The organism is Rossellomorea vietnamensis NBRC 101237 (genome assembly GCF_001591825.1).
GTDB classification, from domain to species: domain Bacteria; phylum Bacillota; class Bacilli; order Bacillales; family Bacillaceae_B; genus Rossellomorea; species Rossellomorea vietnamensis.
The window spans coordinates 1-12,926 of record NZ_BCVQ01000032.1 but is presented as its reverse complement, the minus strand read 5'-3'; the positions used below and the strand labels follow the sequence as shown (position 1 = coordinate 12,926).

At 44.4% G+C, this 12,926-nt stretch carries 13 protein-coding genes; 7 read left to right on the top strand and 6 right to left on the bottom strand.

Features of this window, described 5'->3' with window-relative positions; translation table 11 throughout:
* Positions 1-196 precede the first annotated feature (196 nt).
* Positions 197-376 (top strand): hypothetical protein, encoded by a 180-nt coding sequence (locus BVI01S_RS15210; RefSeq protein WP_061810809.1) that lies wholly within the window; start codon positions 197-199, stop codon positions 374-376.
* Positions 377-387: 11 nt separating this feature from the next.
* Here the strand turns inward: BVI01S_RS15210 and BVI01S_RS15205 are convergent, their stop codons facing one another.
* Positions 388-699 carry an MGMT family protein gene (locus BVI01S_RS15205; RefSeq protein WP_061810808.1) on the bottom strand — a complete coding sequence of 104 codons (312 nt, stop codon included), beginning with the start codon at positions 697-699 and terminating at the stop codon, positions 388-390.
* A gap of 163 nt (positions 700-862) precedes the next feature.
* Between BVI01S_RS15205 and BVI01S_RS15200 the strand changes: the two genes are divergently transcribed.
* Positions 863-1,606, top strand: a complete 744-nt coding sequence (locus tag BVI01S_RS15200) for a Cof-type HAD-IIB family hydrolase (protein ID WP_439951114.1) — start codon at positions 863-865, stop codon at positions 1,604-1,606.
* A gap of 114 nt (positions 1,607-1,720) precedes the next feature.
* Complete coding sequence (locus BVI01S_RS15195) at positions 1,721-2,233, top strand: CBO0543 family protein (RefSeq protein WP_034762544.1); 513 nt, start codon at positions 1,721-1,723, stop codon at positions 2,231-2,233.
* Between the two features lie 146 nt (positions 2,234-2,379).
* Here the strand turns inward: BVI01S_RS15195 and BVI01S_RS15190 are convergent, their stop codons facing one another.
* From BVI01S_RS15190 to BVI01S_RS15180, 4 genes are all read right to left on the bottom strand, one after another.
* A complete protein-coding gene (locus tag BVI01S_RS15190; RefSeq protein ID WP_061810806.1) occupies positions 2,380-4,518 on the bottom strand; it encodes an ATP-dependent Clp protease ATP-binding subunit in 2,139 nt (712 codons plus the stop codon).
* A gap of 294 nt (positions 4,519-4,812) precedes the next feature.
* Positions 4,813-5,241: a hypothetical protein gene (locus BVI01S_RS15185; protein WP_034762538.1), complete on the bottom strand. Its 429-nt coding sequence runs from the start codon at positions 5,239-5,241 to the stop codon at positions 4,813-4,815.
* A 98-nt stretch (positions 5,242-5,339) separates the two neighbouring features.
* Entirely contained in the window at positions 5,340-5,498 is a 159-nt protein-coding gene (locus BVI01S_RS22600; protein WP_156477345.1) for a hypothetical protein, read from the bottom strand.
* A 181-nt stretch (positions 5,499-5,679) separates the two neighbouring features.
* The gene (locus BVI01S_RS15180) at positions 5,680-7,731 is read right to left on the bottom strand and encodes a catalase (RefSeq protein ID WP_034762535.1); all 2,052 of its coding nucleotides are present in this window, start codon (positions 7,729-7,731) and stop codon (positions 5,680-5,682) included.
* A gap of 208 nt (positions 7,732-7,939) precedes the next feature.
* Here BVI01S_RS15180 and BVI01S_RS15175 point away from each other — a divergent pair, with 208 nt between their 5' ends.
* The 4 genes from BVI01S_RS15175 (at position 7,940) to BVI01S_RS15160 (ending at position 12,162) form a co-directional block, all read left to right on the top strand.
* Positions 7,940-8,575 carry a DUF4004 family protein gene (locus BVI01S_RS15175; RefSeq protein ID WP_034762533.1) on the top strand — a complete coding sequence of 212 codons (636 nt, stop codon included), beginning with the start codon at positions 7,940-7,942 and terminating at the stop codon, positions 8,573-8,575.
* 26 nt (positions 8,576-8,601) lie between these two features.
* On the top strand, positions 8,602-9,393 hold the full coding sequence (locus tag BVI01S_RS15170) for a polymer-forming cytoskeletal protein (RefSeq protein WP_034762531.1): 792 nt from the start codon (positions 8,602-8,604) through the stop codon (positions 9,391-9,393).
* A gap of 167 nt (positions 9,394-9,560) precedes the next feature.
* Positions 9,561-10,856, top strand: a complete 1,296-nt coding sequence (locus BVI01S_RS15165) for an alkaline phosphatase family protein (RefSeq protein ID WP_034762529.1) — start codon at positions 9,561-9,563, stop codon at positions 10,854-10,856.
* 31 nt (positions 10,857-10,887) lie between these two features.
* Complete coding sequence (locus tag BVI01S_RS15160; protein WP_061810805.1) at positions 10,888-12,162, top strand: MFS transporter; 1,275 nt, start codon at positions 10,888-10,890, stop codon at positions 12,160-12,162.
* Positions 12,163-12,213: 51 nt separating this feature from the next.
* Here the strand turns inward: BVI01S_RS15160 and BVI01S_RS15155 are convergent, their stop codons facing one another.
* Entirely contained in the window at positions 12,214-12,849 is a 636-nt protein-coding gene (locus tag BVI01S_RS15155) for an FMN-dependent NADH-azoreductase (RefSeq protein ID WP_061810804.1), read from the bottom strand.
* Positions 12,850-12,926 lie beyond the last annotated feature (77 nt).

Genomic DNA, 12,926 nt, shown 5'->3' with positions numbered 1-12,926 from the left:
AAAATAGTTCAGAAAATTAAAAATATATTTTGTATTCAACAAAGCATCTATACCCTTGTTCACCAACGCTTAAACCTAAATAAAAACATAAAATGACCAGGTCCATTCCTTGTTAAGGTGAAAACCTGGTCATCATGCACTAAGGTCACTTTCTTCAAACCAAAATATATAGTAAAATATTTACAGGAGGGATACCATGACAAATCGTAAAGAACCATTTAATGATGTGATCGACCATATGTCTAAAATCGAAGGGGCACCCGTGGATCCCGAAATGGGCAGTCTTCCACTTGGGATCCGGATTATCGGTTATGTAATCATTGGGTTCACGGGCCTTATGACTTTAACTGGCCTTATTTTCGGCTTGTTTGATTGAAATTTGTTCCTTTATGATTCAGGGTGATACTGATACTCCCCCAGTTCTATACGGTTATTCCCTATAAAATGGACCCCTTCAGCTTCCAGGGACAGCCTTTGGGTCATCATTTGCTCCTCATCACGAAATCCGATTTCCCCTTTGCTGTTTAGAACCCTGTGCCAGGGGAGTTTATACTTTTCACTCATGGAGTGGAGAATCCTCACGATCTGCCTTGCCGCCCTCGGACTTCCTGCCTGCTCCGCAACTTGTCCGTATGTCATGACCTTTCCCGGAGGAATTCCGGCTATGATGTTCACCGCACGTTCGGTAAACGGCTTCATGCTTGTTCACCTCTCCTTCTTCCTCTCAATTATGTTTCACCCTTATTGTAATAGGAAGCCCCCCAATAAAGGAAATCGCACCTTCAGCAAGTCACCTTCCTAGAAGATTCGCTCCCTTTATATTAAACTGTAGATGAATGAAAAGAAGGACGTGATAAGAATTATGGATATTAAACTGATTGCATTGGATATGGATGGGACACTCGTCAACCATGAGGGCGAGGTATCCCCTGAAAACGAACAAGCCATTCAGCGGGCAAAGGAAAAGGGGATTCACGTTGTACTGAGTACCGGACGTTCTCTTTTTACTTGCAGGGACATTTCAGATGAGCTTGGTCGCTCATCGTACCTCGTTACCGTAAATGGCGGAGAAATCTACGATCATGAATACAATCTTGTAGACCGCATCCCTCTTGATATTGATCTTGTAAAGCAGTTATGGGCGCTTAAAGAAGAGCATGATGTGTATTTCTGGTCTTCCACTTCACAAGGCTTATTCAATAGCAGGAAACCTTTTGACCAGGAACTCGAATCGTATAATTGGCTGAAGTTTGGCTTTGATATCCAGGATGATGATGTCCGCAAAGTCATGATGGACGAACTGATGAAGAATGAAGCACTCGAAATTACGAACTCCTCACCCACCAACATCGAAATCAATCCGGCAGGAGTCAATAAAGCGGCTGCCCTGGTGAAGGTGTGTAAGTGGCTGGATCTTTCAATGGATCAAGTCATGGCAGTCGGGGACAGTATGAATGACATCGCCATGATCCGGGAAGCAGGATTCGGTGTGGCCATGGGCAACGCTCAGGAAGCCGTGAAAGAAGCAGCGGATTGGGTGACAGGAATCAATACTGATCACGGTGTCGCTCAGGCAATCGATAAAGTACTGAAAGAAAAAAACTAACTCGTTAAAAAAGTGCCTGATTCTCTATCGAATCAGGCACTTTCTCTTTCCACTGGGTCTATTCCTTTCCTGTTACGTCTATACTAATGGGAAAAACAAGGATTGTACCCCACTATGTACCTAATACTGATCGTCGTCGTTTATTTACTTTTCGCAAAGTTCTTTATTGATTGGAAACGCTGGAAGGATTTTTATCCAACGGTTCAGTTTTATATTATCTGCAACCTTATGTATAATATAATATTTTATAACCACACCTTATGGAAGTATAAAGCGGTGACGGTGGACTGGCTGAATCATACGTTGATCGATCTTGTTTTTACCTTTTTCATCATTCCTGTGGTGATTATGATCTACCTCCGTTATTTTCCCTATCGGAAAAAGAAGACGGTTTACGTCTCAAGCTGGATTGCTTACTTTACGTTTCTCGAGTATTTATTTCATAAAAAAGGGCTGTTCCTTTACGAAAATGGTTGGAACTTAGGATGGTCTGCTGTATTTAACATCATCATGTTTACCATTTTGGGATTGCATCACAAAAAACCACTGCTTGCACTCATCCTTTCTGTTCCCATCATCGGCATCCTTTTGTTGATTTTCCATCCATCTTTTCATGAACTAAAGTGAGGGTGTTTTGATGACTTCCTTTTCTACACCTATTTTCATAGTCTCGATTCTCGTCGTGTATATAACGATGGCCATTTATATCGCCATTTTGAAGCGAAAAGAATAAAGAGAAAGGAGCATCCGGTCCCGGATGCTCCTTTCCCATTTTATTTCACGATGATCTCATCTTTTTCAACTGATACGATCAGTTCAGTTACGCCTTCCTCATCAAGAAGGAAGTCTGCAATCTTATCTTCCACTCTTTCCTGGATCACCCGGCGCAATGGTCTTGCACCAAATTCAGGATGATATCCGAGTTCCACGAGTCTGCGCTTCGCTTCTCCGTCAATTTTCACTGTAATCCCCTGCTCCTTGAGCTCATCCTGCAACTCATCCAGCATCAGATCAAGAATTTGCAGTAGCTCTGCCTTGTCGAGTGATTCGAATTCAATGATACTGTCGAATCGGTTAAGGAACTCCGGCTTAAAGTAGGCACCCAGTGATTGTAGAATATTCGTTTCTTTAATGGCATCTGTGCCTCCGGTATTGAAACCGACGACGGCTTCCATCTTATCCGTCACCCCGGCGTTACTTGTCATAATGATCACAGTCTCTTTGAAGCTCACCGTTCTGCCTTGACTATCCGTAAGACGGCCGTCTTCAAGAATCTGCAGGAACATATGCTGGACATCCGGGTGCGCTTTTTCAATCTCATCCAGAAGTATGATGGAGTAAGGATTTCTTCTTACTTTTTCCGTCAGTTGACCGGATTCTTCGTGACCCACATATCCAGGAGGGGATCCGATCAGTTTAGACACAGAGTGTTTCTCCATATACTCACTCATATCCAATCGAAGCATGGAATCTTTAGATCCAAACAACTCTTCTGCCAATGTCTTCGTTAATTCAGTTTTCCCTACACCCGTCGGTCCTACGAATAGAAAGGTTCCGATTGGACGGTGTTTCGCTTTTAATCCTGCACGGCTGCGTCGGATGGCTTTCGCTACTTTTTTCACTGCTTCATCCTGTCCGATCACTTTATGGGCAAGGTTTTCTTCAAGTGATTTCATCCGCTTACGGTCATCACTTTGAAGCTTTCCTACCGGGATGCCTGTTTTGGTTTCAATGATCGCCTGGATCAAGTCCTTTTCTACAAGTGCCTTTGAATCAGATGATTCCCGGCCAAGCTGTTTCTCCAAGGACGCTTCCTCATCCCTTAGGATCGCTGCCTGCTCATAGTTTTCTTCTTTCGTAGCCTGTTCTTTCTTCACTTTTACTTCATGTAGTTTTTTGTGAATGGCCGTTTTATCCTTTCCTTCAGATAGAAGGTTCACTTTTGAACCTGCCTCATCCATCAAATCAATCGCCTTATCCGGCAGGAATCGGTCCTGTATATAACGGTGTGACAATTTCACACATGCCTCGATGCTTTCGTCCGTAAATTCCACCCCATGATAGTCTTCATAGCGGGTTTTTAGTCCATTGAGAATTTCAATCGCTTCTTCCGGTGTAGGCTCATTGACCATAACCGGCTGGAAACGACGTTCGAGTGCCGCATCTTTTTCGATTTGACGATACTCTTTAAGGGTTGTCGCCCCAATTACCTGTAATTCACCGCGGGCCAAGGCCGGTTTTAGGATATTCCCTGCATCCATGGATCCTTCTGCAGAACCTGCTCCCACCAATTGATGGATCTCATCGATGAACAGCATGACGTTCTCCCGACTCTGCAATTCGCTAATGATGGCTTTCAACCGTTCCTCGAATGATCCCCGTACACCTGTACCTGCTGTCAAGGAAGCAACATCCATCACATATACTTCTTTGTTTAATAGTTTTGACGGCACATCTCCTGCTACGATTTTACGTGCCAATCCTTCAGCAATGGCCGTTTTCCCGACGCCGGGCTCACCAATCAGTACCGGATTGTTTTTATTGCGGCGGTTCAGAATTTCAATCACACGATCCACTTCTTTGTCACGACCGATAACCGGATCGATCAAGCCGGCTTTAGCTGCTCCGGTGACATTACGCCCGAACTGATCGAGGATGCCGTTTCCGCCATTCCCACCTTTCGCTTGAGCGGATGAAGATGGCTGCTGCTGGCTTTGGAATCCATGGTCGGGACTTCCGCCCATGCTCATACCTTTGAATAATTCATCAAACGGGAAACCTCCGTGAATGCCAGAAGGGGTTTGCTGCTTTTGAAAGCAAGCAGAACACATTTTCATACTGGATTTCTTACCATTCAGTTGCGTATAGACTTCAACCGTTGCTTGATTATGATGACATACTTGGCATTTCATGAACATGACCTCCTGTTGTCTTCTTATATATTAAATGGTTTGTTAGTTGGTTTATGGGTAAGGTCATACTATAATTTGACTGTGTTTGACTTTGACTTTATTTGACCTTATAAACATAGTATACTTTGACCTTTTTTGACTTTCAACATTTTTGCTTATGGGAATTTTTTCTTAGATTCTACTTTCCCGTTGATTGAAGAGTATAATAGGGTGGAATAGAGAAATCAACTAATTGATTTATGGATATTCCACTCCTGAAATACACAAAAAAAGCCGGCATGTCCGCCGACTCTATTAATACCAATGCTCCCATTTGTCTTTGTAGCACTCATGCTTCTTTTTATGGCATGTGCATTTTTTAATTTTCTTCAGTTCGTCCAGAATGTCTTTTAGAAGATCTTTGATATCTTGATCCTTGTCTTTTTTACATTCATCATGCTTGTAGGATTCACATGGTTTTTTATACATACGCTGATTCACCACCTTTTCTACCATTGGGATCATATTCATCACGCTTGCCATTCCCCCTAAGTTTCCAAGTGCACCAAGTGCATCCAGAGAACCCTTGCCTTTAGAATCTAACAGCCCTTTTAGATGATCCTCATCCAGTAATGAACTTAATTTTTCTTTTGCCGATTCCAAATCCAGTTTACTTCCATCTTCTTTCGTGTACTGATGGATTAAATCCATCAGTCCTTCCAGTGGATTGTTCTTTTCACTCATTCATTTCCCCTCCATCTATTTACATATTTCAATGTAATGGTATTCCTTGAAAACGAGATTCCTCTTCTTGTTTCCAAGGAAAGATCAATCTTTACATCTTAGCTAATGGCACTAACGGCAAGTAGAACCAAAATAGCGATTCCAACAATCAATGCTGCTAGAGGGTTGATTGCAAGTAGTACTAGAAAAGCCACAATTAACAGAACTAATAGCAAGCTGTAAAAATCAAATTCGTCATGAGAATGACCAGCACCCATCCATAATCACCTCACTTATTCAGTACTTTAAAATCACCTTACATGGCTATCTTATGTACGTATTGCTAGTTTCGAATGATATAAACGTCTATTTTCTAGTAAAAAGGGCTATTTAAACCATAAAAAAATGCTAGACCTAATGAGCAGGTCTAGCATTTCCCCGTTATATTATCTACTATCCTTATACTAATTCACGATCCCAATGACGATGTGCTGCGATGGCTGCGGTGAATTCCTCTGCAAATGATTTCATGTCTTCCCCGTTTACAACACCTGAACCCTTCACACCTGCTTCCTCCAGCCAGTGTAAACCTTCATGGGTGGCACCGATCGGTTTAAAGTGAGAATACGCTTCTTTAACAAAATAGGTGGTATCTTGTGAGAATTTCTTATCTACGTTTTCTCCACCTGCAAGGTACAGGCTGTCGAATAAGACCGATTCCCCTGTTAAGAATGTATGGTCGACTTCAAGCTCTGTACCGTCATCACCTTTCTTTGTCCCCAGTTTATCACTGATGATTTCAGGCTGTACCCCTTCTTCCTTAAGGGCAGAGAGGACACGGCTCACTTCTTCCCCTTTGAAGCCATTTCCTACGATGACACCGACTTTACGGGTGGCCGGCTTCTTTTTGGTATTTTCCTGACTTAAAGCCGGTGAAGATTTCGTTACATTCGATCCTTTTCCTTCAGGTACTTCTATATCGATCGCTTCCGCAAAACCTTTTGCCAGGTCCATACTGACATTTGCAAACATATCAACGATCTGTTTCTGAACCGATTTGCTTTTCACTTTTCCGAGTTCAAAGCTGAAGGCTTGAACGATATGCTCCTTCTCCGGCTCACTCATGCTGTTCCAGAATAGTGTTGCCTGAGAGAAGTGATCCTTGAAGCTTTCACTTCTTGTACGTACTTTCCTGCCCTCCATCTTTTCCTGATAGTGGGTGTACCCGCCTTCTTTCTCAGAAGCAGGGGCCGGTGTATTATGAGCCAGTGAATTGTTGTGATAGCTGACCTGTCCTTTATTGATCGTATGGCGGCCGTATCCATCACGGTGGTTATTGTGGAAAGGACACACAGGTCTATTGATCGGAAGCTCGTGGAAGTTAGGTCCCCCAAGACGGATCAATTGTGTATCCGTATAGGAGAATAAGCGTCCCTGCAACAACGGATCATTGGAGAAATCGATTCCAGGCACGACAGATCCAGGGTGGAATGCCGCCTGCTCCGTTTCGGCAAACACATTGTCCACATTGCGGTTTAAGGTCATTTTCCCGACGATCTTCACAGGGATTTCCTCTTCCGGCCATAGCTTCGTAGGGTCAAGGACATCAAAGTCAAAGTTAAACTCATCTTCCTCCTTGATGAGCTGAACACCGAGTTCATACTCCGGATAGTCCCCTCCCTCGATGGATTCGTATAGATCACGGCGGTGGAAATCAGGGTCTTTCCCGTTAATCTTCTGTGCTTCATCCCAAACGAGTGAGTGTGTTCCGAGTACAGGTTTCCAGTGGAATTTCACGAAATGGGCTTTCCCTTCCTCGTTCACCAGACGGAATGTATGGACACCGAAGCCTTCCATCATACGGAAACTGCGGGGAATCGCCCGATCGGACATGGCCCACATCACCATATGAGCGGACTCCTGATTGTTTGCAATAAAATCCCAGAATGTGTCGTGGGCAGATGCAGCCTGAGGCATTTCATTATGTGGCTCAGGTTTAAGAGCATGAACTAGATCCGGGAACTTGATCGCATCCTGAATGAAGAATACCGGAATATTGTTCCCGACCAGATCATAATTCCCTTCTTCTGTATAAAATTTAGTGGCAAATCCCCGGGCATCACGCACAGCCTCCGCAGAACCCCTGGATCCCGCCACTGTGGAAAAGCGGACAAATACAGGTGTCTTCGTCGACGTGTCCTGAAGAAATTTAGCCCTTGTATATTCTTTCATAGAGTCATAGAGTTCGAACTCCCCATGTGCCGCAAATCCCCGGGCATGGACAATCCTTTCAGGGATCCGTTCATGGTCGAAGTGGGTCATCTTCTCACGGAAATGGAAATCTTCCATTAAAGTAGGTCCACGCTCTCCGGCTTTCAGTGAAAACTCATCCTCTGATACCTTCAGCCCTTGATTGGTTGTCAGATGCTTTCCTTCGTCATCCACTCTATACTGTTCAAGCTGTTCATCTTTACTTTTACCATTCACCTTCGTATGACGCTCGTCTCCCATTCTTTCATCCCTCTCATGTTTATTAATGTTTACTATGTAAAACATTCTGATTATCTAGTACCCTTGATGGATTGATGTAAACATTTATTGGAAGGTCGGGATTTATGATTTTTAATTTTTTCATTCTTTCCTTTACTGCGTAACATTGTTCTGTTAAACTGAAACTACAGTAACGTAACAATGTTTTGTTTCGAAAAGAGGAGACCCAATGGAAACCGATTTTATTTCTAAAAAGGAAGTACTGGAACTGACCGGGATATCCTACGGACAGCTTTACCGCTGGAAACGTAAGAATATCATCCCGGAAGGATGGTTCATCAAGAAATCCAGTTACACCGGTCAGGAGACGTTCTTCCCAAGGGAAAAGATGCTTGCCCGGATCGATGCAATCAAAGAAATGAAAGATGATTACTCCCTGGATGAACTCTCGGATTTCTTTTCACCCAATCCCGCAAGGATCGAAGTCAGTGAAGAAGAACTATCGTCGCTCAACATTCTTTCAGACCACACCATGGCTTTCTGTACATCCCTATTACCAATAAAAAAAGCGTACGAATTCCAGGACATCCTGCATATGGTGATCATCGAAAAATGCCATAGGACAGAGATTCCTAAAGAAGCTCAGCAAACCCTTTATCTTTTTCTTCATGAGACGTTTACACCACTGAAAGAATCTTCCCTTGAGCTGATCGGTATCCAAAAAGGCGAGGCGTATATGTGGATGCTCCTGCCCCTCCCTTCAGATTTCCTTCTGGACCATACGGCTCAAGTCGTATTGAGATTCGATCTGCAACAAATGATGGAAGAATTGAAAATCACGTTAACGAATACAAAGGGGATCTGACGTCCCTTTAATTGGAGGAGAAATGCATGAATACAGTGGAAAAGAAAAAGCTTCATGATTTGAAGATCAGCGGGTCCGGAACATCCGGCGGTGGCCAATTTGATGAAGTGAAGATCAGTGGAAGTGGGAAAATCGCAGGGGATATCGACTGCCGTGAAATGAGGATTTCGGGCTCCGGCACCGTTGCAGGTAATGTTAAAGCTGGCCTGATCAAAACAAGCGGATCTTCCTCCATCGTAGGAGATACGAAAGCCGAAACAATAACAACGAGCGGAAGTTCCAAATATGAAGGGTCCGTGATGGCATCCGAAATGACGATAAGTGGATCCAGTAAGGTGGACCGGGATCTTATCATCGGAAAATTCAAGGTAAGCGGTTCATGCAAGGTAGGCGGGAGGATCCAGGGCGGATTGATCAAGGCGAGCGGATCGCTAACGGTTGGAGAGGATTGTGAAGTCGAAACCTTCTCAACTTCAGGCTCTGTAAACATTGATGGATTGCTGAACGCCGACAATGTGCAGATTGAAATCAACCATGAATCCTCCATTAAAGAAATCGGCGGCGAAAAAATCTCAGTGACTCACCACCATTCAAGCAAACTATTCAAACAGGTCGTCAACTTCTTGCTGCAAAAGGAAGATTACTTATCTTCCGAACTAATCGAAGGGGACGAAGTCTATCTTGAAAATACGAAGGCAAAACTCGTTCGCGGCAAAAACGTCGTGATCAAGGAGAATTGTGAAATCGATACGGTAGAATACTCCGGCACCATCGAGGTACACAAGGATAGCTCCATCAGAAATAAAGTGAAAATCTGACGGATCAGTGACAGGGTATGGCTCGGCCATCCCTGTTTTTTCAATTTTCATTGCACTCATTACATCCCTTTTATCTCCACATAATCGAATTTACATATTTTTATTCTGAATGTTCTGCTATATTAATAGGTATATAGTACAATCCTGCGAGGATATTGGAGGACTTTATGGAACGTTTGACGGATCACCTCATCATCATCTCTTTCGATTGTTTATCTGCCTTGGATTTTCCGATTCTAAAAGGACTCCCCCACTTCCAGGAGCTGCTTTCACATGGTTCTTACTGCAAAAGGGTTGAAACCATCTATCCTTCTGTCACGTATCCCTGTCACGCCACAATTGTCACCGGAAAGTACCCCAATCGTCACGGTATAGTGAATAATACACTCCTCCAGCCTGGAAGGGACTCTCCGGACTGGCATTGGCATCGGAAATCCATTAAGGGTACCACCCTCTATGACGAAGCAAAGAAGGCGGGGATGACCACCGCTGCCCTCCTTTGGCCGGTGACAGCCAAAGCGGATATCGATTATAATATGCCGGAAATCTTCGCCAATCGTCCCTGGCATAATCAAATCCTCGTTTCACTTTTGAATGGGAGTCCCCTCTTCCAACTGCAGATGAATCGTCTTTTTGGCCATATGCGCAATGGCCTGAATCAACCTGAGCTGGATGATTTCGTCCTCGAATCGACGATTGAAACAATCAAAAGGAAACCGGATTTATTGCTTGTGCACTTTACGGACCTTGATACCATGCGGCATTACCACGGTTTCTCTTCTGAGGAAGCACATGTAGCGCTCCGCCGCCATGACGACAGATTGGGAAGGATCGTAGGAGCGTTAAAGGACAACGGCATCTATGATAAGTCGACGATCGTAGCCCTTGGTGATCATAGTGCCCTCGATGAATCGAAGGCCGTCCAACTCAACATCCTTCTTAAGGATAAGGGGTTCATCACCGTAAACCGCAGCGGGAAGATCACTGACTGGAAAGCGTATTGCAAAGGGTGTGATGGTTCTGCCTATGTGTATACAAAGGATCCCGATTCGAAACAGAAAGTGAAGGACCTTTTGGAACGATTACAACCTGATCCAGCGAGTGGAATCGAATCCATACTCACTGGGGAGGAAGCAGCCCGGAAAGGGGCCGATGAACAGTGTTCGTTCATGCTCGAAGCCAGACTCGGGTTTTATTTCAAAGATGCATTGGATGGTTCCTTCATCCATACGATCACTCCGGAAGATGTGAAGGAAAAGCGTTACACGTACGGCTCCCACGGCTATTCTCCGGAAAAGGAGAACTACTCCACGATCTTCATGGCGGCGGGAAAAGGAATTCGTCCTCACCTCGAGATTCCTTCCATGGGTCTCATTGATGAAGGACCGACATTTGCCAGATTGCTTGGACTCACCTTAGAAGATATTGACGGAAAAACGATTGAAGAAGTATTGGATATCTAATGAAGATTCTGTTTCCTTAGGGGGAAAAACCATGAAACGTTTTTCAAAAGAAGAAAGCAGCTGGATTTTTTATGATTGGGCCAATTCAGCGTATTCCATCATCATTTCCACCGCCGTCTTTCCGTTATTTTATAAAGCGGCCGCTACAAATGCAGGTGTCAGTGCCGCTGATTCAACGGCCTATTTGGGATACACCATTGCCATTGCGACCTTCATCCTGGCCATGATCGGTCCCATCCTTGGGACCATCGCCGATTATGAGGGATATAAGAAGAGGTTCTTTTCCTTCTTCTTTGCACTGGGTGTGACATTCACCCTCCTCCTCGCTTTCGTCCCGAGCGATCAATGGCTGCTCCTCTTGGTCTTTTATACAGTGGCAGCAGTCGGATCCGCCGGTTCGAACGTCTTCTACGATGCCTTTTTGACCGACGTAACGACGGAAGAACGGATGAATCGTGTATCATCACGGGGATTTGGATTTGGGTATATCGGGAGCACGATACCGTTCATCCTAAGCATCGCCATCATCATCTTATCCCAGAACGGGACCCTTCCCATCTCCGTTACCGTCGCCAGTAAGATTGCCTTTGTGATCACCGCTTTATGGTGGGGTCTCTTCTCTATACCGCTATTAAAGAATGTACATCAGCGCTACTTCATCCAACGGGAAAAAAGCCCAGTCGCGAACAGCTTCAAACGTCTTGGCAAAACGATGAAAGAAATCAGGAAATACCGGGCACTCTTTTTATTCCTGCTTGCTTACTTCTTTTATATTGACGGTGTCGGCACCATCATCACCATGTCCACGGCGTACGGGTCGGATCTTGGTATCACCTCTACCAACCTTTTGATCATCCTCTTTGTGACCCAGGTGGTGGCTGGACCATTCGCCATTCTCTATGGAAGGCTGGCTGAAAGATTCACGGGTAAAAAGATGCTGTATGTGGGCATTTCAGTGTATATCATCGTGTGCATTTACGCCTATTTCTTAGAGACAACCATGGATTTCTGGATATTGGCCATGCTCGTCGCTTCCTCTCAAGGAGGCATTCAGGCACTGAGCAGGGCTTATTTTGCAAAGCTGATCCCGAAGAAAAATGCCAACGAATTCTTTGGATTTTATAATATTTTCGGTAAGTTTGCATCGATTCTCGGACCGTTATTAGTGGCAGTCACCGCACAAATGACCGGCGCATCCAACAGTGGAGTATTCAGCCTTGTCATCCTCTTTATCATAGGGATTGTGATCCTTGCTTTCGTACCCGAACCGACAGAGGCTGACGTCGAGAAGTCAGCCATCGTATAAAGAAAAAAGGGCCTGAACGCTTATGTTCAGGCTCTTACTTAAGCATTTCAATTAGAAAGTATGTGCTGCATCTTTCGCGCGGACAATCGCATCTTCCTTGATTTCCTGTGCTTTATCCGGCATCGCCGCATGTCCCTCCACAAAAACTCCCTCAAAGGAAGGTACACCAAAGAATTGCATGATAAGGCTTAAATAACGATGACCCATTTCCATGCCTGCTGCCGGTCCTTCAGAATAAATACCGCCCCTGGCCTGGATATGTATCGCTTTCTTGTCCGTCAATAATCCAACCGGCCCCTTTTCCGTATACTTGAATGATTTCCCTGCCACTGCCACGGAATCGATATATGCTTTCATCACGGGTGGAAATGAAAAATTCCAGAAAGGGGTCACAAATACGTATTTATCAGCCCCGATGAACTGATCGGATAGTTCATTCAAGCGGTTTACTTTCTTCTGCTCTTCCATGGAAAGCTCCTCAAATCCTTTACCTGATTGAAGCTTCCCCCATCCGCTGAAGACATCCGCATCGATATGGGGAATATGCTCCCGGTACAAATCGAGGTGGATTACCTCATCATCCCCGTTCACTTCCTTATACGTATCCATAAATGCTTTCGCAACCGCCATGCTGTACGATTGGGTATCGTCATGGGGATGCGCGGTAATGTATAATACCTTTGCCATTCATCATCCATCCTTTCTTCTATTAACTCACAATCGTATTTTGTGATGATATGAATGGAATTATCCTTTTTCACTGT

Coding starts and splice junctions, on each gene's coding strand:
- BVI01S_RS15210 (WP_061810809.1), top strand. CDS start 197: ATGACAAATCGTAAAGAACCATTTAATGATGTGATCGACCATATGTCT.
- BVI01S_RS15205 (WP_061810808.1), bottom strand. CDS start 699: ATGAAGCCGTTTACCGAACGTGCGGTGAACATCATAGCCGGAATTCCT.
- BVI01S_RS15200 (WP_439951114.1), top strand. CDS start 863: ATGGATATTAAACTGATTGCATTGGATATGGATGGGACACTCGTCAAC.
- BVI01S_RS15195 (WP_034762544.1), top strand. CDS start 1,721: ATGTACCTAATACTGATCGTCGTCGTTTATTTACTTTTCGCAAAGTTC.
- BVI01S_RS15190 (WP_061810806.1), bottom strand. CDS start 4,518: ATGAAATGCCAAGTATGTCATCATAATCAAGCAACGGTTGAAGTCTAT.
- BVI01S_RS15185 (WP_034762538.1), bottom strand. CDS start 5,241: ATGAGTGAAAAGAACAATCCACTGGAAGGACTGATGGATTTAATCCAT.
- BVI01S_RS22600 (WP_156477345.1), bottom strand. CDS start 5,498: ATGGGTGCTGGTCATTCTCATGACGAATTTGATTTTTACAGCTTGCTA.
- BVI01S_RS15180 (WP_034762535.1), bottom strand. CDS start 7,731: ATGGGAGACGAGCGTCATACGAAGGTGAATGGTAAAAGTAAAGATGAA.
- BVI01S_RS15175 (WP_034762533.1), top strand. CDS start 7,940: ATGGAAACCGATTTTATTTCTAAAAAGGAAGTACTGGAACTGACCGGG.
- BVI01S_RS15170 (WP_034762531.1), top strand. CDS start 8,602: ATGAATACAGTGGAAAAGAAAAAGCTTCATGATTTGAAGATCAGCGGG.
- BVI01S_RS15165 (WP_034762529.1), top strand. CDS start 9,561: ATGGAACGTTTGACGGATCACCTCATCATCATCTCTTTCGATTGTTTA.
- BVI01S_RS15160 (WP_061810805.1), top strand. CDS start 10,888: ATGAAACGTTTTTCAAAAGAAGAAAGCAGCTGGATTTTTTATGATTGG.
- BVI01S_RS15155 (WP_061810804.1), bottom strand. CDS start 12,849: ATGGCAAAGGTATTATACATTACCGCGCATCCCCATGACGATACCCAA.